This is a genomic window from Pseudomonas sp. MM211, from assembly GCF_020386635.1.
Classification (GTDB): Bacteria; Pseudomonadota; Gammaproteobacteria; order Pseudomonadales; family Pseudomonadaceae; genus Aquipseudomonas.
This window is the reverse complement of record NZ_CP081942.1, coordinates 3665577-3691180: the sequence shown is the minus strand read 5'-3', so window position 1 is coordinate 3691180 and position 25604 is coordinate 3665577. Positions and strand designations below refer to the sequence as shown.

The 25604-nt window shown below is 62.2% G+C and carries 22 protein-coding genes; 8 read left to right on the top strand and 14 right to left on the bottom strand.

Translation table 11 applies throughout. The annotated features are described in order from the left end of the window. The first annotated feature begins 19 nt into the window (after positions 1-19). Positions 20-1399 carry an FAD-binding protein gene (locus K5Q02_RS16915; RefSeq protein ID WP_225832424.1) on the top strand — a complete coding sequence of 460 codons (1380 nt, stop codon included), beginning with the start codon at positions 20-22 and terminating at the stop codon, positions 1397-1399. 23 nt (positions 1400-1422) lie between these two features. Here the strand turns inward: K5Q02_RS16915 and tcyN are convergent, their stop codons facing one another. From tcyN to K5Q02_RS16895, 4 genes are all read right to left on the bottom strand, one after another. Continuing rightward, positions 1423-2178: an L-cystine ABC transporter ATP-binding protein TcyN gene (gene tcyN / locus K5Q02_RS16910; RefSeq protein WP_225832423.1), complete on the bottom strand. Its 756-nt coding sequence runs from the start codon at positions 2176-2178 to the stop codon at positions 1423-1425. Positions 2179-2204: 26 nt separating this feature from the next. Further along, the gene (tcyL, locus tag K5Q02_RS16905) at positions 2205-2873 is read right to left on the bottom strand and encodes a cystine ABC transporter permease (RefSeq protein ID WP_225832421.1); all 669 of its coding nucleotides are present in this window, start codon (positions 2871-2873) and stop codon (positions 2205-2207) included. Further along, positions 2870-3667 carry a cystine ABC transporter substrate-binding protein gene (gene tcyJ, locus K5Q02_RS16900; RefSeq protein ID WP_225832419.1) on the bottom strand — a complete coding sequence of 266 codons (798 nt, stop codon included), beginning with the start codon at positions 3665-3667 and terminating at the stop codon, positions 2870-2872. The genes tcyL and tcyJ overlap by 4 nt, the downstream gene beginning before the upstream one ends. A 95-nt stretch (positions 3668-3762) precedes the next feature. Next, entirely contained in the window at positions 3763-4761 is a 999-nt protein-coding gene (locus K5Q02_RS16895; RefSeq protein ID WP_225832418.1) for a D-cysteine desulfhydrase, read from the bottom strand. Between the two features lie 225 nt (positions 4762-4986). Between K5Q02_RS16895 and K5Q02_RS16890 the strand changes: the two genes are divergently transcribed. After that, on the top strand, positions 4987-5766 hold the full coding sequence (locus K5Q02_RS16890; RefSeq protein WP_225832416.1) for a MetQ/NlpA family ABC transporter substrate-binding protein: 780 nt from the start codon (positions 4987-4989) through the stop codon (positions 5764-5766). Between the two features lie 69 nt (positions 5767-5835). Here K5Q02_RS16890 and K5Q02_RS16885 read toward each other — a convergent pair whose 3' ends face one another. Next, on the bottom strand, positions 5836-6753 hold the full coding sequence (locus tag K5Q02_RS16885) for an AraC family transcriptional regulator (RefSeq protein WP_225832415.1): 918 nt from the start codon (positions 6751-6753) through the stop codon (positions 5836-5838). Positions 6754-6858: 105 nt separating this feature from the next. On the opposite strand from K5Q02_RS16885, the gene K5Q02_RS16880 reads away from it, so the two are divergent. The 6 genes from K5Q02_RS16880 (at position 6859) to K5Q02_RS16855 (ending at position 12501) form a co-directional block, all read left to right on the top strand. Further along, positions 6859-7419, top strand: coding sequence for a carboxymuconolactone decarboxylase family protein (locus K5Q02_RS16880; RefSeq protein ID WP_225832413.1), 561 nt, complete (start codon positions 6859-6861; stop codon positions 7417-7419). Positions 7420-7439: 20 nt separating this feature from the next. Further along, complete coding sequence (locus K5Q02_RS16875; protein WP_225832411.1) at positions 7440-8504, top strand: acyl-CoA dehydrogenase family protein; 1065 nt, start codon at positions 7440-7442, stop codon at positions 8502-8504. Further along, positions 8501-9331 (top strand): ABC transporter ATP-binding protein, encoded by an 831-nt coding sequence (locus tag K5Q02_RS16870; protein WP_225832409.1) that lies wholly within the window; start codon positions 8501-8503, stop codon positions 9329-9331. Before K5Q02_RS16875 ends, K5Q02_RS16870 begins: the two co-directional genes overlap by 4 nt. Next, positions 9297-10496 carry an ABC transporter substrate-binding protein gene (locus K5Q02_RS16865; protein ID WP_225832407.1) on the top strand — a complete coding sequence of 400 codons (1200 nt, stop codon included), beginning with the start codon at positions 9297-9299 and terminating at the stop codon, positions 10494-10496. The genes K5Q02_RS16870 and K5Q02_RS16865 overlap by 35 nt, the downstream gene beginning before the upstream one ends. A 5-nt stretch (positions 10497-10501) precedes the next feature. Further along, positions 10502-11263, top strand: coding sequence for an ABC transporter permease (locus K5Q02_RS16860; RefSeq protein WP_225839717.1), 762 nt, complete (start codon positions 10502-10504; stop codon positions 11261-11263). A 161-nt stretch (positions 11264-11424) separates the two neighbouring features. Then, positions 11425-12501 carry a sigma-54 interaction domain-containing protein gene (locus K5Q02_RS16855; protein WP_225832405.1) on the top strand — a complete coding sequence of 359 codons (1077 nt, stop codon included), beginning with the start codon at positions 11425-11427 and terminating at the stop codon, positions 12499-12501. Between the two features lie 12 nt (positions 12502-12513). Here the strand turns inward: K5Q02_RS16855 and K5Q02_RS16850 are convergent, their stop codons facing one another. From K5Q02_RS16850 to K5Q02_RS16810, 9 genes are all read right to left on the bottom strand, one after another. Next, on the bottom strand, positions 12514-13647 hold the full coding sequence (locus K5Q02_RS16850; protein ID WP_225832403.1) for an LLM class flavin-dependent oxidoreductase: 1134 nt from the start codon (positions 13645-13647) through the stop codon (positions 12514-12516). Further along, entirely contained in the window at positions 13641-14657 is a 1017-nt protein-coding gene (locus tag K5Q02_RS16845; protein ID WP_225832401.1) for an LLM class flavin-dependent oxidoreductase, read from the bottom strand. The genes K5Q02_RS16850 and K5Q02_RS16845 overlap by 7 nt, the downstream gene beginning before the upstream one ends. Positions 14658-14680: 23 nt before the next feature. Further along, positions 14681-15724: an LLM class flavin-dependent oxidoreductase gene (locus K5Q02_RS16840; protein ID WP_225832399.1), complete on the bottom strand. Its 1044-nt coding sequence runs from the start codon at positions 15722-15724 to the stop codon at positions 14681-14683. Next, the gene (locus tag K5Q02_RS16835; protein WP_225832398.1) at positions 15721-16737 is read right to left on the bottom strand and encodes an LLM class flavin-dependent oxidoreductase; all 1017 of its coding nucleotides are present in this window, start codon (positions 16735-16737) and stop codon (positions 15721-15723) included. The genes K5Q02_RS16840 and K5Q02_RS16835 overlap by 4 nt, the downstream gene beginning before the upstream one ends. Continuing rightward, positions 16734-17687: a 5'/3'-nucleotidase SurE gene (gene surE, locus K5Q02_RS16830; RefSeq protein ID WP_225832396.1), complete on the bottom strand. Its 954-nt coding sequence runs from the start codon at positions 17685-17687 to the stop codon at positions 16734-16736. Before surE ends, K5Q02_RS16835 begins: the two co-directional genes overlap by 4 nt. Next, on the bottom strand, positions 17684-19024 hold the full coding sequence (locus K5Q02_RS16825) for an LLM class flavin-dependent oxidoreductase (RefSeq protein ID WP_225832395.1): 1341 nt from the start codon (positions 19022-19024) through the stop codon (positions 17684-17686). The genes surE and K5Q02_RS16825 overlap by 4 nt, the downstream gene beginning before the upstream one ends. Before the next feature lie 11 nt (positions 19025-19035). Beyond that, positions 19036-21354, bottom strand: a complete 2319-nt coding sequence (locus K5Q02_RS16820; protein WP_225832393.1) for a TonB-dependent receptor — start codon at positions 21352-21354, stop codon at positions 19036-19038. A gap of 201 nt (positions 21355-21555) precedes the next feature. Continuing rightward, positions 21556-23133: an alkaline phosphatase D family protein gene (locus K5Q02_RS16815; protein WP_225832391.1), complete on the bottom strand. Its 1578-nt coding sequence runs from the start codon at positions 23131-23133 to the stop codon at positions 21556-21558. 64 nt (positions 23134-23197) lie between these two features. Continuing rightward, complete coding sequence (locus tag K5Q02_RS16810) at positions 23198-25468, bottom strand: TonB-dependent receptor (RefSeq protein ID WP_225832389.1); 2271 nt, start codon at positions 25466-25468, stop codon at positions 23198-23200. Between the last annotated feature and the right edge of the window lie 136 nt (positions 25469-25604).

Genomic DNA, 25604 nt, shown 5'->3' with positions numbered 1-25604 from the left:
TGTTCACCAAGGAAGGTCGATGCATCGTTTGCTCCTGTGTCTGTGCGTGCTGAGCCTGGGCGTCTGCGCTGAAGAGGTGGTCAATGACGTCACCGGCCTCAACCCGGTCGTCGTCGAGCAGGTCGTCGTGCCGCGTAGCGAGCAGGATGTCGTCGAGGCGCTGCGCAGTCATGTCGGGCCAGTCAGTATCGGCGGCGGTCGTTACAGCATGGGTGGGCAGACGGCCTCGGACGGCGCGCTGCAACTGGACATGCGCGGGCTCGATCAGGTGCTCGAGTTCTCCGCCGAGCGCCGGGAAATTCGCGTGCAAAGCGGTATCACCTGGCGCGCCATACTCGAATACGTCGACCCGTACGACCTCTCGCCGCAGATCATGCAGTCCTACGCCAACTTCACGGTGGGTGGTTCGCTGTCGGTCAATGTGCATGGCCGTTACGTGGGCGAGGGGCCGATCGCTGGTTCGGTGCGGGGCATCCGCGTGGTGCTCGCCGATGGCCGTGTGGTGGACGCCAGTCCTAGCCACAACGCTGCGCTGTTCCATGGTGTGATTGGTGGCTATGGTGGCCTTGGGGTGATAGTCGAGGCCACGCTGGGCCTGGTGGAGAACACGCGCATCGCCAGAGAAAGCCAGGTCATGCCCCTGCAGGACTATCGCCCTTGGTTCTATCGCGAGGTAGCCTCCCAGGCGGATCTGGTGATGCACAATGGCATTCTCTATCCCGATGACTTCTCCACGGTGCGGGCCGTTTCCTACCGGCGCACCGAGTCTGCCTTGACCGAAGCGCAGCGGCTGAGCCCCAGGCAGCAGGGGAGCCCTATACAGCGCGCGGGGATTCGTCTTAGTGGATCATCCTCGGGCATCAAACTGCGTGAAGCGGCGTTTGATCCGCTGCTGTTCCGCAGCCCCAAGGTGCAGTGGCGCAACCATGAGGCCAGCCTCGATGTCAGCGAGTTGGAACCGATATCCGGCCCGGGCTTCAGTTATGTGCTGCAAGAGTATTTCGTACCGCCGGCGCAGCTGGAACGCTTCATCGGCGAGCTGGCGCGCCTGACCCATCAGCATCAGGCCACGCTGATCAACGTCTCCATTCGCCATGCCAAGGCTGACCCGGATACCGTGTTGAGCTGGGCTCCCGAGGAGGTCTTCGCTCTGGTGCTCTACTACCGGCAGGGCAGCTCAGACGGCGAACGGCAGAAATCCGCAGCCTGGACTCGGGATCTGATCGCCGCCGCCCTGCGCTGTGGGGGGCGGCATTACCTGCCTTATCAGATTCACGCCAGCCGCGAGCAATTCCTCCAGGCTTACCCGCGGGCGCCGGAATACTTCGCGCTCAAACGCCAGTTGGATCCCACCTACAAGTTTCGCAACCGTCTGTGGGACGCCTATTACCCTCGGTAACTATCGATAGCGAAGCCGCTAGATCACTTCAGCGCATCGCCGAGAAACTTGCTGAGAAACTGCTGGGTGCGTGCCTGTTTGGGCGTGCTGAGCAGTTCGCGGGCATCGCCCTGTTCGACGATTACGCCCTTGTCGATGAAGATGACGCGGTTGGCCACGTCGCGAGCAAAACCCATCTCATGGGTGACGATCACCAAGGTACGCTGCTCCTCGGCCAGGGCGCGGATGGTCGCCAGCACTTCACCGACCAGTTCCGGATCCAGCGCCGAGGTGGGTTCGTCGAACAGGATCACGTCCGGTTCCATGGCCAGCGCACGGGCAATCGCCACGCGCTGCTGCTGGCCGCCTGACAAACGCTTCGGGAAGGCGTCTTCCTTACCCGTCAGACCGACCTTCGCCAACAGCTGCCGGCCGCGCTCGATGGCCACGTTGCGCGATTGTTTCTTCACCACCACCGGGCCTTCGATGATGTTTTCCAGCGCGGTGCGGTGCGGGAACAGATTGAAGTTCTGGAACACGAAACCCACGTGCTGACGCAGCTTGCGAATCAGCCCCTGCTGCTGGCCCATCGGCTTGCTGGCGTCGATCTCGATCTCACCCACGCGAATGCTGCCGCCGTCCGGTGTTTCCAGCAGGTTGAGGCAGCGCAGCAGGGTGGTCTTGCCCGAGCCGCTAGGGCCGATGATAGCCACCACTTCGCCGGCTGCGATATTCAGGTCGATGCCGTTGAGAACGGTCTGGCCCTTGAAGGCCTTGGTCAGGTTGCGAACGGTGATCATGCTGCTGCTCGTGTCCGGTAGGGCCATCAGTTTTCCGCCTCGTGGCGGTTGACCCGCGCTTCCAATCGGTTTTGCAGATGCGCCAATACGCTGGAGAGTATCCAGTAGATCAGGGTTGCCGCGAGGTACATGGTAAAGACCTCGTACGTGCGGGCAGTGATCAACTGTGCCTGACGGAACAGCTCCGGTACCTGAATGGTGGCCGCCAGCGCGGTGTCCTTGACCAGCGAGATAAAGCTGTTACCCAGCGGTGGCAGGGCAGTGCGTGCGGCCTGAGGCAGGATGGCGCGCAGCATCGTCTGAGTCTTGCTCATGCCAATGCTGGCCGCTGCTTCCCACTGGCCGCGATCGATCGAGGCGATGGCCGCGCGCATGATCTCTGCAACGTAGGCCGCCATGTTCAGAGAAAAGCCAATCAGAGCCGCAGTCAGTGGCTCCAGTTGCAATCCCAGCTCAGGCAAGCCGAAGTAGATGATGAACAGCTGCACCAGCAGCGGTGTACCCCGGAAAAACGAGATGTACACCCTGGCGAACCAGCCCAGCGGCGCGATGGCGTAGAGCCTGAGCAGCGCGAGGCCGAAGCCCAGCAGCGTGCCGAAAAACATGCCGCCAAGGCTCAGGACGATCGTCCAGACTGCTCCCTTGAGCAGGAAAGGTAAGGAATCCAGTACCAACTGGAGGTTGTCTTGCATCATTGAGTGACGTCAGCCTTGAACCATTTTTCAGAGAGCTGTTTCAAGGTGCCGTCAGCGCGCAGCTTTTCAATGGCCTTGTTGATGGCCGCAAGCAGCTCGGGATTGCCTTTGCGCAGTGCGATCCCCGATTCCTGGCGGGAGAATGCGTCGCCAGCAACGGCCATACGGTCACCCGTCTTGGCGACCATTTCGAATGCTGCCAGGCGATCGACCAGAACCACATCGATGCGACCAACATTGAGGTCCTGGAACTTGGTCGGATCATCATCGTAAGTGCGGATATCTGCCTGCGGGACGTTTTCCTTCAGCCACTGCTCATAGTTGGTGCCCAGGCCGACACCGACCTTCTTGCCTGCCAGATCCGCCGCGCTCTTCACGCCCTCAGCGTCACTTTTCCGGGTCAGGGCCTGAATCCCCGAGACGGTATAAGGCGTGGAGAAATCGTACTTCTTCTTGCGCTCGTCCGAGATGGTGACCTGATTGACCACTATGTCGATGCGACCCGATTCCAGAGAGGCCAGAATGCCGTCCCACTTGGTCGGTTGAAAGCTGACCTTCACGCCCAGCTCTTTGGCCAGCGCTTCGGAGAAATCCACCTCGAAACCAGCGAGCTTGCCGCTTTCGTCCTGGAAGTTGAAGGGCGGATAAGTGCCTTCGAGGCCCACCTTGATGCTGCCGCTGTCCTTGATCTTCTGCAGATCATCGGCAGCAAATGCCTGGCTACCGAGGCCGGCGCAGAGGGCCAGACCGAAACTGCCGATAAGGAACTGGCGACGCAATGTTGCGAATGTCATAGCTGAGCCTCTGTCTTGTTGTGTGCGGAAGTGCGGCACTCTAATCGTTCTAGGTTTATTCGATAAAATAATAAAAAATTATTTGCATATGCCAATTATGGCGTCAAGGATTGGTAGGCAAACAATGCCGGAGCACCGCCGGTATGCAGGAATACGATCGGCTTACCTTCTGCAAACTCCCCTTTCTGTACGCCGTCCAGCAGCCCAGCAAATGCCTTGCCGGTGTAAACCGGATCGAGCAGCAGTCCCTGGCTGCTGGCAAGCAGACGAATCGCATCGAGTGTACCGGTATTCGGTTCGCCGTAGCGGGGGCCGTAATACTCATCCCACAGCTCGATGGACAAATTATCCGGCACGCTGATGCCCAGCAGTTCGGCGGTTCGTTGCACCAATCCCAGTATTTTGGGGCGTTGCAAGTCAGCAGGCCGCGAGACGGTAATGCCGAGTACACGCCAATCGGGCAGAACATGGGCTAACGCCAGCGCCATGCCCGCATGAGTTGCGCCGCTCCCGGAAGCCAGTACCACAGTGCCGCTATCGAGGCCCAGCGCATTGACTTGCTCAGCGAACTCTAGCCCAGCCTTGACGTAGCCCAACGTACCCAGCGCATTGGATCCGCCAATAGGGATCACGTAAGGGTGCTTGCCGGTGGCACGCAGGCGATCTGCCTTGGCCATCAGCATGATGTCCGGCTCTTCCAGGTTGTCGACAATTTCCACTCGCGTGCCGAACAGATCCAGCAGCAGACGGTTGCCGTTGTGCAGGTAATTCTGCTCCTGGGTATCGATAGGGTTTTCCAGCAAGGCGACGCAGGCCAGGCCTAGCTTGGCAGCCAGTGCCGCAGTCTGGCGTACGTGATTGGACTGGATCGCACCCGCAGTGATCAGCGTATCGGCTTGCTGCGTCAATGCATCGGCCCCGAGATACTCCAATTTGCGCGCCTTGTTGCCGCCAAGGGCAAACAGGGTGAGGTCATCACGTTTGACGTATATGTCCCGGCCTATGTGGTGTGAGAGCCGCACCAAGTGCTGCAGCGGGGTGGCATGGGGTACCAGTTCGAGACGCTCGAATCGGCTCAGAGCTTCACTGATCATGGGGGGATTCACTGCCGAAAAGGAGGATGAATATCACTTTAGAAGTGACAGCCCGAAACACAACAAGTGCGTAAGCTTCTGCTTATTCTCAAAAGAAATATAGGAATGAATTAAAAGTATTTTCATCGTATATCTGTGCGCCGTATCTTCAGCGCGCCGTCCTACCCTGTGCGGCCGACCACCACCATGCCGATGTCGATCCACCGGCAACTACCGAGAATAATCATGAAAAAAACGCTTCTGTTGGCTGCATTGGCCTCCGTCCTGGCTACCCAGGCATTCGCCGCTGAAAAACTCACCGTAGCGGCAACGCCGGTTCCCCATGCCGAGATTCTCGAGCTGATCAAGCCGAAGCTGGCCGAGCAGGGCATTGATCTGCAGATCAAGGTTTTCACTGATTACGTGCAGCCCAACCTGCAGGTCGAGCAGAAGCAACTCGATGCCAACTACTTCCAGACCAAACCGTATCTGGACAGCTTCAATGAAAGCCGCGGCACCCACCTGGTGATCGTCAAGGGCGTACACGTCGAGCCCTTCGGCGGCTATTCGCGCAAGTACAAGAGCCTGAAAGAATTGCCGGACGGCGCCACCATCGCCATCCCCAACGAGGCCAGCAACAGTGGCCGTGCGCTGCAACTGCTGCAACACGCGGGTCTGCTGACCCTGAAAGACCCGGCCAACATCCAGGCAACGCCGAAGGATCTGGCCACCAACCCGCACAACTTCAAGTTCAAGCAGCTCGAAGCGGCCATGCTGCCTCGCGTGCTGGATCAGGTCGACCTGGCGCTGATCAACACCAACTATGCGCTGGAAGCCAAGCTCAATCCGAACAAGGATGCCTTGGTGCTGGAAAACAAGGATTCGCCGTACGTGAACTACCTGGTAGCACGCCCGGACAACCAGAACAGCGAAAGCATCAAGAAACTGGCTGACGCACTGACCAGCCCGGACGTGAAAGCCTTTATCGAGAAGAAGTACTCCGGTGCTGTAGTCCCGGCTTTTTAAAACGCTGCGAGCTCACCCTCGCTGACCAAAACGCCGACAGAAGCCTCGCTTCTGTCGGCGTTTTTATTTCTAGGGTGTCGTAGCACCGTTGAACTGTTTGCGAAATGCTCCTGGCAATATGCCGGTGACCTTGGCGAACGCCCGAGTGAAGGCCGCGACCGACTGATAGCCCACGGCTTCGGCGACGTCTGCCACGGCGACTCCTTGCTTGAGTAGGCGGGTGGCCTGACGAATCCGCAGGCTGATCAGCATCTGCCCGGGCGAGGTTCCCGAGAGTTCCTGAAAGCGCTTGCAAAACGCCGAGCGCGACAGCCCGGTGTAGCTGGCCATTTCCTCCATGGGCCAGCTGTGTTCGGGGCGCGCGATGAGCTGTTCGATCAGCGCGCTGAACTGGGGCTGACGCGCCAGGCCCAGCAGGCCTCCGAGTTGCTCGGCCTGGCCTTGTTCGCGCAGGACGTAGAGAAACAGCAGGTGACTGAGCCGTTCGAGGAAGGCATCGGAAGGGCCATCGCCGCGCGCGCACTCGTCGAGAATCAGCTCGAACAGCCTGCGCGCCGCACTCAGCGATGGATCACCGGCACGCAGTACCAGAAAGGCTGGCAACGCCTGCAGGATCAGGCTGCTCAGGCCAGGGCGGAAATGGAAGAATCCGCAAACCAGACCGACACCCTCACGGGCCTGTTGCTGCAGCGGTTGCATCGCGACCTTGGGGCTGCAGCGCGCAGCATCGGCATCCGCTGCATTGGACAGGCGATAGTGAATGTCATGGAGCAGGAACACGGCATCGCCCGCACGCAGCTCCACGGGCTCGACGCCCTCGTCGAGGTGCAGCCAGCAGTCGCCGTGCAACAGCACATGGAAACTGGCTCTGGCCAGGCCATGAGTACTGGCCTGCCAGTTGCCGCAATAACGGCCGACATGAAACAGGCTGGCGTCCAGCTCCAGGCTCTCTAATAACCATTCAAAAGGGGGCAGGGACGAATTCATCTAATGAAAAGACTCAAGAGCAAGTAATAGCGACTTTCTCATATTGTTGGGTTTTCTTATAACCAAGAAAATGGATGGCAATTCGCTCAACCCTGGAGTTATCCCATGTCTCGCGTGACCTTGCATACCGTGGAAACCGCTCCCGTAGAGGCCCAGCCTTTTCTGCGCAACGCCCAGGCCGCTTCCGGGTTCGTTCCCAACCTGCTGGCGGTGCTCGCCAATGCGCCGGCCGCACTGGAAACCTACGTCACCGTCTCCGGCCTGAATGGCAAGGCCAGCCTGGGCCTCGCCGAGCGCGAGGTGATTCAGCTGATCGCCGCGACCACCCACGGCTGCGCCTTCTGCGTTGCCGGCCACACGGCGGTCGCCAGCAACAAGGCCAAGCTGCCTGCCGAGGTCGTCGAAGCGCTACGTGCCCGCGGCGAGCTGCCGGATGCCCGTTACGAAACCCTCGCTCAGTTCACCCGCGAGGTCATCGCCACCCGCGGCAATGTCAGCGACGCGGCGTACCAGGCCTTTCTCGAGGCAGGCTTCACCGAGGGCCAGGCCTTGGAGGTGATTCTCGGGGTGAGCCTGGCCACCTTGTGCAACTTCGCCAACAGCTTCGCCCACACGCCGCTCAACCCGGAACTGGAGCGTTATCGTTGGGATCAGGCCGGCGCGTGAGCCGCAGAGGAGGTTTCGCCATGCTGGATGCCAACCTGAGCCGCTGGCTCGACGAACAGGCCGGTTCGCTGGACTGCGGCCAGTGCGATGCCGAGGCCGTGCTGCCGCAACTGGCGGCTGCCGGTGTGCTGCGCCTTGGCGTGCCGAAAGCGCTGGGCGGCGAAGGTGGCCATGTGGTCGACGCTTTGCGCGCGGTCGCCGATGTAGCCAGCCATTCACTGACGGCCGCCTTCGTGTTCTGGGGTCAGCGGGCGTTCATCGAGTATCTGCTGCAGGGCGACAATCCGGCGCTGAGCGAGCGCCTGCTGCCTGCGCTGCTCAATGGCGAACAGGCCGGCGCCACCGGGCTGTCGAATGCCATGAAGTACCTGTCGGGGATCGAGGAGCTGGGCGTCAGTGCTACGCCCACCCGTGACGGCTGGACGCTGAATGGACGGCTGCCCTGGGTCACCAACCTGCGCAAGAGCGGTTTCGTGGTGGCGGCAGCAATCGATCTGCCGGGTGCCCAGCCGTTCGTGGCGGCATTTCCGGGAGATCTGAGCGGTGTCGAGCGCAGTGAAGACTTGCAACTGCTCGGCCTGCAGTCCAGCAACACCGCTGCGCTGCAATTGCATCAGGCGCAGCTGCCGCGTGAATGGCTGATCGCTGCTGACGCGCGGCGCTTTCTTCCGCAGGTACGCCCGGCGTTCCTGGGCCTGCAGTGCGGGCTGTCGATTGGCCTGGCACAGCGCGCCCTGGCCGAGGTACGTGGGGCGCTGGCGCAGCGCTCGATCCTGCATGGCGAATACGAACAACTGGCGAGCACCCTGAGCCTCGAACGCCTGCGCCTGGAACAGGGGCTGCATGACGGTACCTTCCTCGCTCAGCCATCGGCGCTGTTCGCCCTGCGCATCGGCCTGGCCGAGCGCGTGGCCGAAGCTCTGCAACTGGAACTGCAGGCCAGTGGTGGGCGCGCCTATCTGCAGCCTCATGGCGATGGTTTTGCCAGGCGCTGGCGAGAATCGGCCTTCGTGCCGGTGGTGACCCCCAGCCTGGTACAACTGCGCGCCGAACTGCAGAAGAAAGCCGCGCAGGTGTCTGCGTGAGCACGGTACTGCAGGCCCGGGACATCGGTCTTGCTTACCCGCAGGGCACAGGCTGGCAGCAAGTGCTCGAAGGGTTTCAGCTCGATCTGCAGGCTGGCGAGGTGGTGAGCATTCTTGGCCCCAGCGGCGTAGGCAAGTCCAGCCTGCTGCGGGTGTTGGCCGGGTTGCAGCAGCCGGGCCAGGGCAGGGTGGAGCTGTTCGGCGAAACCTTGCGTGGCCCTCATCCGCGGGTGGCGGTGGCCTTTCAGGATCCGTCGCTGTTGCCCTGGCTGACGTTGGAAAAGAACGTCGCCTTCGGCCTGGATTTCACTCGGCAGCCACGCCGTGAGGCAGCCCAGCGCGAGGCGCTGATCGATCGCGCCATCGCCGCGGTGGGCCTGAGCCAGGCTCGCGGCCGCTATCCGGCGGAGCTTTCAGGTGGCATGGCGCAGCGCACTGCGCTGGCCCGCTGCCTGGCGCGCGAGCCGCATGTACTGCTGCTCGACGAACCCTTTGGCGCCCTGGACGAAGTGACCCGGGCGCAGATGCAGCAGTTGCTGCTGAAAATCATCCGTGAACAGCGCACCGCAGCCGTGCTGATCACCCATGACATCGATGAAGCGCTGCTGCTCTCCGAACGTATTCTGCTACTGGGCGACACCCCGGCGCGCACGTTGGGCGAGTGGCACATCGACCTGCCGCACCCGCGTGCGGATCTGGTCGACGAGCTTGGCGCGCTACGCGTCGACATCCTCAAAACCCTACGGCGGGCGAGCCGCGATCACGCACCCTCACCCCTGCAGGAGCCACAACATGTGCCTGGACGATCCGACCCATTCCCGACGTGACATTCTCAAACTCGCCACGCTGCTGACCGCAGCCGGCGCATTGCCTTTGCTGAACAGCCTGCAGGCGCGGGCGGCCAGCGAGCCCGACGCGCCGGTGCGCATCGGCTACCTGCCGATCACCGACGCCACGCCGCTGCTGGTGGCGCACAACAACGGCCTGTTCGAGGCCGAAGGCATCAAGTCCGAACGCCCGGTGCTGTTGCGTAGCTGGGCCCAGGTGATCGAGGCGTTCATCTCCGGCCAGGTGAACGTCATTCACCTGCTATCGCCGATGACCGTCTGGGCACGATACGGCAGCAAGGTGCCAGCCAAGGTCGTGGCCTGGAACCATGTCGGCGGCTCCGGCCTGACCGTGGCGCCGGATATTACCGATGTGAAGCAACTGGGCGGCAAGACCGTCGCCATCCCGTTCTGGTATTCGATTCATAACGTAGTGGTGCAACAGCTGCTGCGTGACGCCGGCCTGACGGCGGTGAGCAAGGCGACCACTGCCAACCTCGCCGCCAATGAGGTCAACCTGATCGTGCTGGCACCTTCGGACATGCCGCCAGCCCTGGCCAGCAAGCGTATCGCCGGCTACATCGTCGCCGAGCCGTTCAACGCCCTGGCGGAAAACCTCAAGGTCGGCCGTATCCAGCGCTTCACCGGCGATGTGTGGCGCAATCACGCCTGCTGCGTGGTGTTCATGCATGAACACGACCTGAACAACCGACCGGAGTGGTCGCAGAAGGTCGTCAACGCCATCGTCAAAGCGCAGTTGTGGACCCGTGACCATCGCGAAGAGGCCGCGCAGTTGCTGTCCAAGGACGGCAGCAATCGCTACACGCCGCACACCCCGCAAGTGCTCAGGCAGGTTCTGGCCCCGGCAGCCAGCGAGCGTGAAGCCTACCTGGCCAGCGGCGCCATTCAGCATGGTGACTGGGCCGACAAGCGCATCGACTTCCAGCCCTATCCGTTCCCCAGCTACACCGAGGAACTGGTTCGTCGCCTGAAGGGCACCCTGATCGAAGGCAATAATGGCTTTCTCGCCAGCCTCGACCCGGCCGCCACAGCCCGCGATCTGGTCGATGATCGTTTCGTACGCACGGCCATCGAGTCGGTTGGTGGCCTCAAGGCATTCGGTGCGCCGGACAGCTTCGAGCGGGTCGAGGAGATTACCGTTTGATCAACCTGCTACGCACACACGCCGGGCCCTGGGGGCTTGGCGTACTCGGTCTGTTTAGCCTGTTCGGCTTGTGGTGGCTGCTGATGGCGTTGTTCAGCGGTGGCGAGGGCTTGGCAGCGCTGTTCACGCCCCAGGCCACCCTGGTCAGCCTGATCGAACTACTTCAACGCCCGGAGCTTGCCGAGCACGTATTGGTGAGCCTCAGGCGCATTTTCATTGGCTTGGGCCTGGCATTACTTATCGGCGTGCCACTGGGCTTGCTGGTAGGCAGCCTGCGTCATCTGGAATGGGCGACCACACCGGCATTCCAGTTCCTGCGCATGATCTCGCCACTGTCGTGGATGCCCATCGCGGTGATGCTGATGGGCGTCGGTGATCAGCCAATCTACTTCCTGCTGGCCTTTGCCGCCGTGTGGCCGATCCTGCTCAATACCGCCGCTGGTGTGAAGCAGCTCGACAGCCGCTGGCTGCAGTTGGCACGCAGCCTCAGCGCGACGCGCCGGGAAACCCTGCTGCGGGTGATCCTGCCCGGCATCGTCGGCCACGTGCTGACCGGCGTGCGCCTGGCCATCGGCATTCTCTGGATCGTGCTGGTGCCCTGCGAGATGCTCGGTGTCAGTGCCGGCCTGGGTTACTACATCCTCGACACGCGCGACCGCCTGGCCTACTCGGAGCTGATGGCCATGGTGCTGTTGATCGGTGTGCTGGGTTTTCTGCTCGATGCCGCGGCGAGGTGGCTGCACGGGCGCTGGAGCCATGCAGGCTGACAGAGGCCGAGCGGTGCTCTGGAGCGCGGTTCTGGTGTCTGGCGAAGGAGAAGCCGAGATGGCATAAGGGTTATTAGGATATAAAAATATATTATTTATTGTTATAAGTCGCTGATCAGTATTGTGCTTTTAAACCAGAACGAACTGCCCAGAGTCGACGGATGAAAAGCCTTGCCGAGAACCAATCTGCCGTACTGACCCTCCCGGGAGGGGATGATCAGCCGCTGTCCATCCGCGCCAAGGCGCTGGTGTTCAACGACCCGCGTTCGCGGGAGCTGCTCGACTATCTGCAGCGCCTGGGCCCGGCTGACGTTCCGGTGCTGATTCACGGTGAAACTGGCACCGGCAAGGAACTGGTGGCTCGGCATCTGCACCGCACCAGCGGGCGCAAGGGTAATTTCGTTGCGGTGAACTGCGGGGCGATCAACGAGAACCTCGCCGAGAGCGAGCTGTTCGGCCATGAGGCTGGCGCTTTTTCGGGTGCCACCGGGCGGCGCATCGGCTGGTTCGAAGAGGCCGACGGCGGCACGCTGTTCCTCGACGAAATCGGTGATCTGCCATTGTCCTTGCAGGTGAAATTGCTGCGTGCGCTGCAGGAGCAGGAAATCGTTCGTGTCGGTTCGCGCAAACCGATCAAGGTGGATATTCGCCTGGTTACCGCCACCAACGTGGATCTGGAGCAGGCTGTCGAAGCCGAGAACTTCCGGCTCGACCTGTTCTACCGAATCAATGTGGCACGGGTGGATGTCCTGCCACTGCGCGATCGTCCTCTCGACGTGCTGCCACTGGCCGAGCATTTCCGTGATCGCTACTGCCTGCGGATGAAGATCGCGCCGCCGATGTTTTCAGAAGCAGCGGTCACTGCGCTGCTCGATTACGCCTGGCCCGGCAATATTCGCGAGCTGGAAAACATCGTGCACCTGGCGCTGCTGGTGGCAACAGGAAAGGTCATCCGCCCGGAAGATCTCAAGTTCTCCGGTGGCGGGTTGGCAGCCTCGCGCCACTCGAGCGTTGGCAGTGGCGTACCACGCTTGCCTCAGGAAGTGATCCGCGAGCAGATCCAGCGTCTGTTCGAGGTGCCGGGCGAGTCGCTGTTCAAGGACCTGGAAGAGTTGCTGGTGCGCGAAGCTTACACCTGGTCCAGCTACAACCAGGTGCGCAGCGCCGCGTTGCTGGGTATCACCCGTAACGCCATGCGCACGTTGCTGGTCAACCATGGGCTGCTCAAAGGACGCTGAGTGGCGCCTTTTTCAGAGCTTTATGGGTGCCGCTTGCCAGCCGGGTAGGCGCTTCAGGCGCGGTAGCAACTCACTGCCCAGGTGCAGGGCTTCTTCCAGGTGCGGGTAGCCGGAGAGGGTGAAGCTGCTGACGCCCAGCTTGCGATACTCCTCGAGTCGTTCCACTACCTCATCGTAACTGCCGACCAGTGCAGTGCCTGCGCCGCCCCTAACCAGACCGACGCCCGCCCAGAGATTGGGCGAGACTTCCAGTTCCCGAGCGCCGAGCTGGCGGCCTCGGTGCAGCTCGTTCTGCCGTGACTGGCCCACCGACTCGTAGGTGTCGAACTGCTGCTGCGCCTGCTCGATGGCGTTTCTGGGGATTTCCTTGAGCAGCCCCTCGACCTTCGCCCAGGCCTGTTCGCTGCTGGGAGCAGTGAATATGTGCATGCGCAGGCCAAAGCGCAGCTCGCGGCCGACGTTGCTCGCCTGCGCCCGCATCTGCCCGATGCGTTCTTGGATCATGGCCGGCGGTTCGCCCCACATCAAGTAGACATGGGCCTGGCAGGCGGCCACGCGCTGCGCCGCGGCGGAGGCACCACCGAAGTAGAGCGCCGGCAGTGGGCCTTCAGGTGTTTCCAGTTCCAGGGGGCCGGTTCGGTAATGGCTACCTTGATGGTGGCGTCCCTCACCAGCCCAGAGTGCCTGAAACAGCTGGAGAAATTCCTCGGTACGCGCATAGCGCTCGTCATGCTCGAGAAAGTCGCCCAGAGCGCGTTGTTCGAAGCGACTGGAACCGGTGACGATGTGCAAGGCCAGGCGGTCGCCGCAGATCCGCTGCAGGGTCGCGGCCTTGTGCAGGGTATAGGCGGGCAGCTCAGCCCCGGGCCGCACGGTCAGCAGGAAGCGCAGATTCTGGACTTCCTGGGCGAGCACCGAGGCGATCAGCCACGGATCCTCGAAACCACTGGCGGTGGGAATCATGATCGCGTCGAAGGCGCTCAGTTGCGCTGCGCGAACGATCTGCCTTAGGTAGTCCAGGGTTGGTGCACGGTCGCCCTGCTGGAACAGTGCGGCACGCGGCAAGCCGCTGCTGGTCAGGTGGCGGCCATCACCATTGGTGGGCAGAAACCAGTTCACTTCGACAGCGGGGTTATGGCTCAGCACGCAGTGAATTCTCCAATCTCGATGCCCTTGGCTCTCAGGCGCGGCAGCACCTGCTCGCCCAGGCGCAATATCTCCTGCACCGATGGCCAGGATTCCAGCAGCACATGACCGATACCCACGGCATGCAGCTCTTCGAGCCTGGCGACTACCTGATCGATGCTGCCGACCAGCAGCGGTGGCAGGCCCGCAACCGGCTGCCAGATGTTTGGGTAAAGCTCGAAGCGCCTTACCGCGTTGCTAGCCAGGCCGACCACCCGGGCGTCACCGTAGCCGGCGATAGCCAGCGGGCTGGCCGACTGTCGCTCTAGCCAGGCCGCTGCCTCCCGCCAGGCTTGCTCGGCGTCGTCACGCACGATCAGTCCCAGTCGGGTCGCGAAGCCCAGCGACCGCGACTGTTGACCGGCGGCGTCACGCAGTCGCTGCAGATTGGCTGCCAGGCGCTGCGGATGATCGGCCTGCAGCAGGCATTGGCCAGCATGGCTGGCGATCAGCTGGGGGCTCAGGGTGTCATCCAGCAGCAGTGGAGGAGGCGTGATGTCACGACGGGCCAGACCGGCATTTTCCAGTTGAAAGTAGCGCCCGGAGAAATCCAGCGGCTCACTGTCTGGCTTCAGCAGGTGGCTGAGGATATGCAGGTACTCGCCGATGCGCTCGTTGCGCTGATCGCGATTGAGCAGTTCACCGAAGGTTCGCCGAACGCTGTTCTGATCGCTGTCAGGCAGATGCAGCTGCAGGCGACCATGGCTGATCGACTGCAGGCTCTGGGCGGCTGCCGCTAGTGCGGCAGGCAACATCACTTCGGTCGACAGGCTGGTGGTCAGCTTCAGCCGCGAGGTGTGCGCGCAGAGCGCCGCCGCCACGGTGAAACTCTCCGGGTATCCGGGCCCGCTGGGGATGAAAAGGCCATCGAGGCCGGCATATTCGGCGGCTTGGGCGACCTGAATCCAGGCACCGACGCCGCTGGCTGCGTTGGGTATTGCCGGGAGTTTCCAACTGATCGAAAGGCTCATGGTGCGGGCTCCGGGGGAAACACTCACTGCAGCGGCAAGCGATCCCGAGCGGTAGCGTGTCCGGCATTGGCGGGCGTCCAGCCAAGCGCGGGGGCGATATCCCGGGCGATGGTTTCCAGGCGGCGAAGAACCTGTGCCTGGGTCGAGCTTTCCGATTGTACGACCGCAATGAAATAGTCGGCATAGGGTAGCAAGGATGGATCATTGCGCAGGCTGCGGATGATCTCCTCCGGATGGCCGTGGTGAACGTTGAGCAGTTGCAGGTGCTGCTCGAGGTTCGCAGCCTCATCCATCAGCCCTTCACGAATCAGCCTTGGTACATGCAATTCGATATCGGCTGCCAGCTCGGCCTGGGCACTCTGCCGGTCGGCCGCTGGGAATACCGCGCGAACCACGCCGATGCGAGGCGAACGGTTGGTGTGTTGCCAGGCGTTCAGATAGGCATCGGCCAATGGTTTCTGCACGGTCAGCGGATCGTGGGTGGCGGTTCCGAGCAGCAACCCGTTGCCTTGCTGCGCAGCATGCGCCGCGCCTTGTGGGCTGCCGTGTGAATGCCAGAGCCGGTTACCCAGCGCCTCGCCAGGCGGCTGCAAGCTGGCGCTGCCGGTGAGCGGTGTTCCCGAGAGGATCTCTTGCAACCGTTGTACGCCGTTTTGGAAATCATCCTGGCGACGATCCGGATCACGATCGAACGCTTCGAATACGCCCAGATTTGCGCCGCCGCTGCCGAGGCCCAGCTGTACGCGGCCTTCACTCAACTGGTCGAGAACGGCGGCGTCTTCGGCCAGGCGCAGGGTGTCTTCCAATGGCAGGACGATCACTGCGGTACCCAGCTCGATAAGGCGGGTGCGTGCAGCTACCGCCGACAGCAATACCAATGGTGAAGGCAATTGCCCGAAACCACCGCTAAGGTGGTGCTGGGCGATCCAGCCGCCATCGAAACCAAGGGCTTCGGCCACCTCGAACTGTTCGATCAGGTCGCGATACGCCTGACGCGGATCGCGGCCGAAGGCGTGGGTGAGAAAGCCGAGTTTGAAGGGGCGTTGCGGGCGAGCAGGCTGGGTCATGAAAGAGCGACCTTGTGAGTGGGGCGGTTGGCAACGGCAGGTCTCCAGCCCAGTGCTGGGGCGATCTCCTTGGCGATCAACTCGAGGTGGCGAATCGCTTCGTCGAGGCGCGTCGAGCGGGTTTGCACCTGCACGACCAACTGATCGCCCGCGCCCAGATTCGGGCCCTGTGAAAGCCGGCTGACGATCCCGGCGCTGTCGCCATGCAGGATATCCAGGCGCTCCAGTGCGGCAGCGAAATCGTCGGCGGCGTCTGCGTTGTAGGAGCCGATACTCTGCTTACCGTGGATATAGGCGCGAATGTCCCGGTTCAGGCTGGAAGCCGGATCATGGGCATCGGCGCCGGGGAACACGGCACGCACCAGGGCTACCCGTGAGGGTTGCTGGGCGTGGTTCCAGGCATTGCGGTACCGCTGGATCAAGGCTGTATTGGCGGACGGAGGCAGGTTGGGGTTGGGCGCCACGATCAAACCGTTACCCCGTAGGGCTACCTGCTCGACACGGGAGGTGGCTTCCCAGGTTCGCTGTGCCAGGCCGTGAGCCGGCGGGTTCAGGGTCTGGCCGTTGGCGTTCAGTTGCGCGCCGCCTGTGAAACGCTGCAGCTGTTCGATGCGCGTGTCGTATTCGTCGTGGCGGCGACCGATGTCCTGACCGAAACCGTTGAAACTGTCCGGGTCGAAACCGGCACCAAGGCCCAGCTGCAAGCGGCCGTCGGCGAGCAGGTCGAGCACGGCAGCGTCTTCCGCCAGGCGCAGCGCGGGTTCGTGAGGCAGTACGATGATGCCGGTTGCCAGGCCGATGCGCCGCGTTCGCTGAGCTGCTGAGGCCAACAGTGGCAAGGGCGAGGGCAGGCGGCCGCTCTCGCAGCCGAGATGGTGCTGGGCGACCCAGCCGGTGTCGAAACCGAGCGCCTCGGCCACGCTGAACAACTCCAGGGCGTCCTGGTACACCTGCGGTGTGAAGTGCGGGCTGTAGACACGATTCAGAAAGCCCAGGCGGAAGGTTTCGCTCATGGCTGCCGGGTCTCCTTGGCAGTTTGCAGAGGTAGACCGAGCAGCGCTTTCGAGGCAGTTGGTTGTGCGGTCTCGCCGGGCAAACCGGTAAACGGGCTGATGGTGATATAGCCCTTGGCCAACCACACGGCTTCGTCCTCTTGCTGAGCCTCGGTAGGCGGCGTTGCGGCCGCGAAACTGATCCCGGCTTTGCCGGCCTGGGCTTTGAACAGAGGCGCGAGGTCGTCGGTATAAACGATGTCGAAGGGCACCTTGCTGCCGATACGGGTCAGCTGGATGCCCTGGATGGCGTTCACGGGTGGCAGGTTGACGTTCAGGCCAGTGGCTGGCGGCAGCAGCTCTGAGCCCGGTGTGCGGCTGCGTTCCAGGGTATCGACCAGGCGGGCGACGATTTCCGCGACGCGGGCCGTGTCCTTCTCCTTGAGGTCGACACTCACGGCAATGCTCGACACGCCTTTCTGTAGTGCCGTAGCCGCTGCGTTGAAGGTGCCCGAGATGTTGTTCAGGGGGCCGAGGTTATTGCCCGGATTGGGGCCGACGATGACCAGATCGGGCTTCGGCAGGATCTTTTCCAGGCCCAGCAGAACGGCCATCACTGGTGTGCCGCTGATTTCGATGCGTACGTCTTTGCCCGCACACGCTGGGCTTTCGCAGCGACCGTCTTCCCAGGTGGTCAGGTAGTAGCTGTCGGGGTAGGCCGGATTCTGGTCGCGACCGATACTGATTTCGCGACCATAGAAGAAAGCGCCGCCACGGGCGCTTTGCTCCCGATACGGCGCGCTGATTTTCACCGTATGCCCACGTTCCTTGAGCACTTCGTACACGGCTCTCAGGTTGGGGTGATCGTAGCCATCGTCATTGCTGAGCAGGATGTTCAGCGCGCTGGCTGGCGTGGCCACTAAGGCCAGCGTCAGGGCGCCCGCCAGGCGCCAAGAAGTAGTGAGCGTCATGCGCCGACCTTCTGCTTGCTGAAACGGTTCGCGGGACGCTTGAGGCCCAGGTGCTCGCGCAGGGTGGTGCCGCTGTACTCAGTGCGAAACAGCCCGCGACGCTGCAACTCGGGGATGACCAGTTCCACGAAGTTTTCCAGGGAGCTGGGGAATACCGGGAAGTACACGTTGAAGCCGTCGCAGGCACGGGACTGGAACCAGTGTTCGAAGATGTCGGCGATATCTTCGGCAGTGCCAATGGCTGGGTTGGCATCGGCGAGACGCAGGTAGAGCTGGCGAATAGTCAGGTTCTCCCGGCGCGCCAGCGCAATGACATTGTCCCGGCGGCTACCACGCTGACCCGCAGGAGTGTCCGGCAGCGGGCCATCGAGGTCATAGCCGGACAGGTCGATATCATCACCCAGGGTATCGGCCAGCAGGCGCAGACCGACCACGGGATCGACCAGCGCCTGCAATTCGTCGAACTGCGCCTGCGCCTCTTCACGAGTACGGCCGACGAAGGGGGTGATACCGGGCAGAATCTTGATCTCGTCCGGCCCGCGGCCGAATTCGGCGGCTTGCTCCTTGATCTCGCGGTAAAAGGTTTTGCCGGCCTCGACATCATGGTGGGCAACGAATATCGCTTCGGCCACACGGGCCGCCAGCCGGCGACCATCCTTGGAAGCACCGGCCTGTACCAGTACCGGATGGCCCTGGGGCGGGCGAGACACATTGAGCGGGCCGCGTACCGAAAAATGCTCGCCCTTGTGGCCGAGCACGTGCAGTTTGTCCGGGTCGAAATACACGCCACTGTCCTTGTCGCGTAGGAAGGCATCGTCGTCCCAGCTGTCCCAGAGCCCCTTGACCACGTCGTGGAACTCCTCGGCCCGCCCGTAGCGATCAGCGTGCTCGACGTGGGTTTCCCGACCGAAATTCCAGGCCTCGTCGGAGACTACCGAGGTCACCAGGTTCCAGCCGGCGCGGCCCTTGGACAGGTGATCCAGCGAGGCGAACTTGCGGGCGATATGGTACGGCTCGTTGTACGTCGTGGTCGCCGTGGCGATCAGCCCGATACGCTCGGTGACTGCCGCCAGGGCGGAAAGCAGGGTCAGTGGTTCGAAATGCTCGCCGCGAGCAGTGCGGCTCAGCGCATCGATGTGATGCCCCCAGAGCGCCACGACATCGGCGATGAACAGGGCATCGAACTTGCCGCGCTCGGCCAGTTGGGCGATGCGCTTGAAGTGCTCGAAGTCCTGGCTGGCGTCCGCCTGGGCCAGTGGGTGACGCCAGGCGGCCACATGGTGCCCGCTGTTGGCAAGAAAGGCGCCGAGGTGCAGCTGGTCGGTACGTCGTGACATGCCGATACCCCTTAGTAGTTGTAAGACACGCGCACGCCAACGCTGCGCGGCTCGCCGGCAGCTGCAACGCTGGTACCGGGCAGGAAGAAGTTGCGGGTCAGGTCGTATTCCTTGTCGAGCAGGTTGCGCGCCCATACGCCGGCGCTCCAGTTGCCATTACGCGGCGATACCGTGAGGTTGGCGTTGACCAGCCAGTAAGGGTCGAGGGTGTAATTGGGGCCGAGCAGCAGCAACTGCTTGTACTCGTCGCGGTAGCTGAAGTTGGTTTCGGCGCGTACGTCGAATTCGGCCACCGGCCAGGTGTAGGCGATGGAGCCGCCGTAGCTGAGTTTCGGGAAACTCAGTTGCTCGCCCTTGTAGTTGTTGTAGACCTCACCACCAGCAGCCACGGTGGCAGTGCCGTTGACCGCCAGGAAGTCATCGGTGTACTTGCCTTCCTTGTAGCCAACGTACTGCTGGATTTCCAGGCCATGGATCGGCTGCCAGAGTAGCTCCAGCTCGCCGCCGACGATGCGCGAGCGCGGCGCGTTGACGAAGCTGCCGACCAGCGAGCTGGATTGCTGGCTCCACACGGTCGAGAGCACCTGCTGATCCTGATAGCCGTAGTAGAACAGCGCGCCGTTGAGGCGCAGGGAGTCGGTCAGGTCGCTCTTGAAACCGACTTCGAAGGCGTTCACCGCTTCAGGCTTGAAGGCCTCCAGGGCCAGCACGTTGCCGCTGTTGTGCGCGGTGTAACCACCGGACTTGTAGCCACGGCTGAAGCTGGCGTAAATCAGGCTGGCAGGTGACAGCTGGTACTCCAGGGCGACTTTCCCAGAGGTGCCGTTGTTGGAGAACGAGGTGTGCTGCGGGAATGGATTGACGTTGGTGCCATTGAACTGAACCCCGTCGATGAAACCCGAGAAGTAGTTATCCAGGCTGCGTTCTTCGTACTCCTGGCGCAGACCGATGATGCCCTTCAACCGCTCGGTAATGGCGTAGTCGAACTGACCGAATACGCCAACCGTTTTGACCTTCTGCACGTAGCTGGTGCGCGTGGCGAACGGGAAGCCTGGGCGCACAGGCGTGGTGAGGCGATCACTGAAGTCCGAATGGAATTTCTCGTTGAGCCGATCCTGCGAGTAATACAGGCCGGTGACCCAATTCAGGCGCTGCTTTTCATCCGAGCCCAGGCGCAATTCCTGGGTGAAGCTGCTGACCCGGTCATCGAAGTATTCGTCGGAGTCGGCGTTGCTGGTGGCATCCCAGTCACCCAGCTCACGGCGACGCAGTTCGTTGTAAGCGCTGATGCTGGTCAGCACCAGGTTGCCGTCCAGGTGCCAGTTGAGTGCCAGGCTGGCGGTGTCGTTGGTGTTGTCGACATGCGGCTTGGCGCCGCCCGATACGCCGGCTGCAGCGGCGAACTCCGGGCGCAGGCTCCAGCCAGTGTGGCGGCGGTTGCTGTCGGCACTGATGGAGCGGCCGGGCTGGTTGTAGTCTTCGAACAGACGCAGCCCCTGGCTTTCTGATTTGTCGTAGGAGTGCTGCAGGGTCAGGTGGGCGTCGAAATTATCGGTGATGTCCCATTCCAGCTGGCCGCGGACGGCGAGTTTGTCCTTGTCGCCCAGCGATTGCCCGGTTTCACGATTCTTCTGCCAGGCACCGCCATCATCCCTGATGAACGACAGACGTCCGCGCAGGTTGTCGGCCAGCGAGCCGGAAACGAAGCCTTCGGTGGTCCAGGCGTTGTAGGAGCCGTATTCGGAACTGATGCCCGCTTCGAGCTCGCGGGTCGGCCGATTGGTGATGAAGTTAACCGTGCCACCAGTGGTGTTGCGTCCGTACAGGGTGCCTTGCGGGCCGCGCAGTACTTCCACCCGGTCGATATCGAACAGCACGCCCTGGGTTTGAATGGGCAGGGCGAAGGAGACGTCGTCGACGCTGACGCCAACGCTGGACGAGTTGTTCGAGGTGTAATCGATAAAGCCAATGCCGCGCAGACGGAACTGCGGTTGGCCACTGCCGAATGCCGGTTCGATCTCAAGGCTGGGTGTGGCGTGCTGCAGGTCGTTGACCGTGCTGACGCCTTTTTCCTTGAGCGCTTCGCCGCCGATTACCGAAATCGCAGCGCCGATATCCTGAGCAGCCTCCTGGCGGCGTTGTGCGGTGACCACGATTTTAGGTAGGGCCGCTCCAGGTAGGGCCGCTCCCGGCTGTGCAGCGCGATTCTCCAACTGCTCCTGGGTTTGCGGCACGGTTTGTGCACCGGCGGGGGCCATGAAGACCCCGGCGCTGGCGAGAACGATGGCCAATGCCAGGGGCTTTGGCTGGGACTTGAAGGGTGTCGACATGATGGGAACGCTCCTTGGCGAACTGGTGGGTCAGCTCCCTGGCGCGTCCGGGTGTGGCGTAGCTGGGTTACAGCAGGTTTAGCAATAGCTATGCCATTTATTAAGTGGCTGTTTTTAAATGCTTTTATTGTTTATCTCGTTGGCCTTTGCTGATTTTTAAGCAGCCCGCCATGCAGGCTGTTGAGAAGCGCACAGCAGCGTTCAGGCGTGTTGTAGCTGTGGGCTACCTTTTTCCACCACGAAGTGCTTGAGCGTTGCCAGTTTGGCGTGCGGGTCGAGGCGCTCCGAGATGGCTTGCATACGAACGTCGAGACGCCCGTGCTGCAGGTCGAGCGACAGGTAGCCACGCGAGCGGCTGTCATAGAAGCGAATCTGCGGGTTGTCCGGGAGAATGCCTTGTATCGACTCGTAGCTTGGGCCGTTCGAGGTGATCGAGGTGCCGACGAACTCCGCGGCTACCAGCGGTGAGCTCGGATCCTCCGGGTTGAGATGCAGGTGGTTGGCCCAGAACGAGTGGTAGTCGCCGCTGAGAATCACCGGGTTGCTAACGCGGCTTTGTTGCACGCTTTCCAGCAGACGCAGGCGTGCGGCCTGGTAGCCGTCCCAGCTGTCGCTCCAGTAGCGTTCTTCGTCCTGCCCTGGCCGGTCGATGCGCAGCGGTGCGACTAGCAGGTTCTGCGCGATCAGGTTCCATGAGCTGTCACTGCGCGTGAGTCGCTCACGCAGCCAGCGCTCCTGCTCGAAGCCGAGCAGGGTGCGACGAGGATCTTTCAGGTCGACGCAACTGATCCCTTCCACGTGCCCCTTGCCATAGTTCGGTGCCTGGTAGCAGGGCTGCCGGGAGCGATATTGGCGGCCATCAAGCAGTGGAATGGTCGCCAGATTTCCGTAGGCGAAACTGCGGTAGATGAGCGGGTTGCCATTACGGTCGAACGGTACCTGGCGCAGTGGCAGGTTTTCCAGAAAGGCTTGGTAGGCGGCTGCGCGCCGGCGCAGGAACGCGGTTCGGCCAAGCCTGGGATCTTTCGAGTATTCGCTGGAGTAGTCGTCCTGCACCTCGTGGTCGTCCCAAGTCGCCATACACGGAGCTGCCGCGTGCAGCGCCTGCAGATCAGGGTCGCTGTGGTGCAGCGCATAGCGATAGCGGTAGCCGGCCAGATCGGTGGCCTCCGCTGCGTGGTAGTGGCGTGCCAGCCCGGGGGTATCGAGGGGCATGCTGTATTCGTAGATGTAGTCGCCCAGGAACAGCACCAGATCCGGACGTTCCTCGGCCATGTGCCGGTAGGCGCTGAAGTAGCCGCGTTCCCAGTTGGCGCAGGAGGCAACTGCCAGGCGCAGTCGCTCGGCGTGCGAGCCGGGCGCAGGCAGGGTAAGCGCGCGGCCCTCGGGGCTGCGTTCGCCCAGAGCGCTGAAGCGATACCAGTATTCCCGGCCCGGTTGCAGGCCACGCAACTCCACATGCACGGCATGGCCGCGCAGGCGCAGGGCGGCGCTGTAGCCGCGTTGGACTATGCGCTGAAAGCCAGCGTCCTCGGCGACCTCCCAACCCACCGGCACGCTGGCCGGCAGACGTTCTTCGCTGCCAGGGTAGAGCGGTGCGCTAGCCAGCCGTGTCCAGATCACGAAGCCGTCCGACCAGGGGTCGCCACTGGCTACGCCAAGCGTGAAGGGTGTTTCCAGATTGGCCAGCGCCTGGCCATAACGCAGCAGCCAGGGCGTAGCCGCTGCCCCGGCAAGCAAACGCAATGCACTACGCCTGCTGATGGAATTGTCGGTCATGAGATGTGCTATCCGGATGGCCCGCGGAGTACCCGCGGGCGTTATGAGGCTTTGTCGTGCGGGCTCAGAAGCGATAGGTGGCTTCCAGGCCGTAGCTCCTCGGGTCACCGGAGTGGGCCATTTGTGCGTTGGAAAGGAAGGAGCCTTTGTAGAGGTCGTACTCTTCGTTGAGCAGGTTGCGGGCGTAGACGGCCAGCTCCCATTGCGCGTCCTGCGGTTCCACCGACAGGCGTGCGTTGGCCAGCCAGTAATGGTTGGTGCTGCGCAGTGGGTCGGCGTTGACCAGCGTGTCGTGGTAGGCGTAGTCAAAGAAGCCTGTCCACTCGAAACCGGCTGCCGGACGGCTGTAGCGCAAGGAGCCGCCGTAGCTGGTTTCCGGGAAGCTGGTCAGCTTGTCGCCGGAGAAGTCGTTGTAGACCGGGAAGGCGAAGCCATTGGCGCGGGTGGCCGTCACGTCGAGTCCCTGGAAGTCCTTGTAGCGGCCTTCCTTGTAACCGGCGTTCTGGCGGATGGTCAGGCCAGGGAGCGGCTGCCATTGCAGCTCCAGCTCGGCACCCCAGAGTTCCGATTTGGGGATGTTGAGCAGGCGCCCGACGTTGCCGATCTCGGGGGAGATATAAACCTGAGACTGGAACTGCTGGTCACGATAGTCGTAATAGAACAGCGCGCCGTTGAGTCGCAGGGAGCGGCTCAGGTCACTCTTGAAACCGATCTCATAGGCCAGCAACTTTTCCGGTTTGAAGGGATCGACTTGCTCCGCATAGGTCGAGTTGTAGGCGGTGAAACCGCCGGATTTCACGCCCTGGCTGATGCTGGCATACACCAGATGACCGTCGGCCGGGCGATATTCCAGCGCCAGCTTGGCGGAGGTTTCATCGCTGCTCAGCGAGCGGTCGCCATTGTTGAACGATGGATTCGCGTAAACACCGTTGGTGATGCGCTGCGTGGAGAAGCCTTCCAACTCGCGTTTTTCATGCTCCTGGCGCAGCCCTGCGACCAGCGTCAGGGTGTCGGTCAGTGCATAGCTGCCCTGGCCAAACAGGCTGTAGCTGTCGGCATTCTGCCCGTACTGGGTGAGGGTGGCGTAGCCGAGGTTGGCGGTGAAATCGGAGAAGAACTGCTCGTCGAGTTTCTCCTTGGAGTAGTAGCCACCGATCACCCAGTTGAACAGTTCGTTGCCTTGCGAGGCCAGGCGCAGTTCCTGAGAGAACACGTCGATATCGGTTTTGAAGTATTCATCGGACTGCGGAATGATCGTGCCGTCCCAGTCGATGTATTCGCGACGTTTGAAGCTGTTGTAGGCACTGATACTGGTCAGCGACAGGTGATCGTCGATATCCCAATTGGTGGTCAGCGACAGGCCATTGCTGTCGTTGTCACGATGAGGTTTGTCACCGACCTTGAGCCCGGTGAGCGCCGCGAACGCAGGCGTCAGGCCCCAGCCGGTAGCGTTGTGTTTGCTGTCGGCAGGGATCGCCGCGTAACCGGCACCGCGAGTGGGATGCGGGATCACGCCCTGATAGGCACGGGCGCCACGGCTTTCGGATTTATCTTGCGCGTGGTGCACGTTGAGGTTGAAGCGCAGGTCATCGGTGGCGTCCCATTCCAGTTGCCCGCGAAAGGCGTTGATGTCCTTGTCACCGAGTTTCTGCCCGGTATCGCGACTCTTCTGCCAGGCGCCGCCGTCTTCCCCGGAAAAGGCCAGGCGCCCGCGCAGATTGTCGGTAACAGGCCCGGAAACGAAACCTTGCAGGGTGCTGAGGTTGTTGGAGCCGTAGCCTGCCTTGATCTCACCCTCAAACTCCTTGGTAGGCCTGCGGCTGATGAAATTGACCGCGCCGCCGGTGCTGTTGCGCCCGTAGAGGGTGCCCTGTGGGCCACGCAACACCTCTACGCGGTCGAGATCGAAGAGCAGCCCCTGGCTTTGTACCGGGAACGGATAGGCCACTTCGTCGATGTAAACACCGACAGTCGAGGTGTTGTTGCTGGCGTAGTCACGCAGGCCGATACCGCGGATGCGAAATAGCGTCTGGCTGCTGCCGTACGCGGGATCGATCTCCAGGTTGGGAACCTGATACTGCAACTGATTGATATTGGTGATGCCGCGCTCTTCCAGATCCTTGCCGGTCAGTGGGGTCAGGGCAACGGCGACATCCTGGGCCTGCTCCTCGCGCTTCTGGGCGGTCACGGTGAGCTTGGGCAGGGCGGTGGCCTCTTCGGCGCTTTGCGCTGCGAAACTTTCCGGTGCCTGCAGGGCCAGGAGAATGGCGCTGGCCAGTACCAGTCGGCGACCTCCGGATGGGTGAATGGGGGCGGGGGCATTGTGCGTGTGCATGGCAGATTCCTTGGGATTATGCGGGCACACGGCAGAAGGCCAGTTGCCCGTCGAGCTATCCGCTCTGTGTAGAGTCCGGTGCCGGTGCCATAGCATGCGTTGTGCCACACCCTTGAAAATCCGCTGCAGGCCTTGT

Bases quoted from the DNA above. Each gene is read 5' to 3' on its own strand.
- K5Q02_RS16895 (WP_225832418.1), bottom strand. From the start codon at position 4,761: ATGATCAGTGAAGCTCTGAGCCGATTCGAGCGTCTCGAACTGGTACCC.
- K5Q02_RS16825 (WP_225832395.1), bottom strand. From the start codon at position 19,024: ATGTCACGACGTACCGACCAGCTGCACCTCGGCGCCTTTCTTGCCAAC.
- K5Q02_RS16810 (WP_225832389.1), bottom strand. From the start codon at position 25,468: ATGCACACGCACAATGCCCCCGCCCCCATTCACCCATCCGGAGGTCGC.
- K5Q02_RS16820 (WP_225832393.1), bottom strand. From the start codon at position 21,354: ATGTCGACACCCTTCAAGTCCCAGCCAAAGCCCCTGGCATTGGCCATC.
- K5Q02_RS16875 (WP_225832411.1), top strand. From the start codon at position 7,440: ATGCTGGATGCCAACCTGAGCCGCTGGCTCGACGAACAGGCCGGTTCG.
- K5Q02_RS16845 (WP_225832401.1), bottom strand. From the start codon at position 14,657: ATGAGCCTTTCGATCAGTTGGAAACTCCCGGCAATACCCAACGCAGCC.
- K5Q02_RS16915 (WP_225832424.1), top strand. From the start codon at position 20: ATGCATCGTTTGCTCCTGTGTCTGTGCGTGCTGAGCCTGGGCGTCTGC.
- K5Q02_RS16865 (WP_225832407.1), top strand. From the start codon at position 9,297: ATGTGCCTGGACGATCCGACCCATTCCCGACGTGACATTCTCAAACTC.
- K5Q02_RS16885 (WP_225832415.1), bottom strand. From the start codon at position 6,753: ATGAATTCGTCCCTGCCCCCTTTTGAATGGTTATTAGAGAGCCTGGAG.
- K5Q02_RS16840 (WP_225832399.1), bottom strand. From the start codon at position 15,724: ATGACCCAGCCTGCTCGCCCGCAACGCCCCTTCAAACTCGGCTTTCTC.
- surE (WP_225832396.1), bottom strand. From the start codon at position 17,687: ATGACGCTCACTACTTCTTGGCGCCTGGCGGGCGCCCTGACGCTGGCC.
- K5Q02_RS16815 (WP_225832391.1), bottom strand. From the start codon at position 23,133: ATGACCGACAATTCCATCAGCAGGCGTAGTGCATTGCGTTTGCTTGCC.
- tcyN (WP_225832423.1), bottom strand. From the start codon at position 2,178: ATGATCACCGTTCGCAACCTGACCAAGGCCTTCAAGGGCCAGACCGTT.
- K5Q02_RS16890 (WP_225832416.1), top strand. From the start codon at position 4,987: ATGAAAAAAACGCTTCTGTTGGCTGCATTGGCCTCCGTCCTGGCTACC.
- tcyJ (WP_225832419.1), bottom strand. From the start codon at position 3,667: ATGACATTCGCAACATTGCGTCGCCAGTTCCTTATCGGCAGTTTCGGT.
- tcyL (WP_225832421.1), bottom strand. From the start codon at position 2,873: ATGATGCAAGACAACCTCCAGTTGGTACTGGATTCCTTACCTTTCCTG.
- K5Q02_RS16880 (WP_225832413.1), top strand. From the start codon at position 6,859: ATGTCTCGCGTGACCTTGCATACCGTGGAAACCGCTCCCGTAGAGGCC.
- K5Q02_RS16835 (WP_225832398.1), bottom strand. From the start codon at position 16,737: ATGAGCGAAACCTTCCGCCTGGGCTTTCTGAATCGTGTCTACAGCCCG.
- K5Q02_RS16855 (WP_225832405.1), top strand. From the start codon at position 11,425: ATGAAAAGCCTTGCCGAGAACCAATCTGCCGTACTGACCCTCCCGGGA.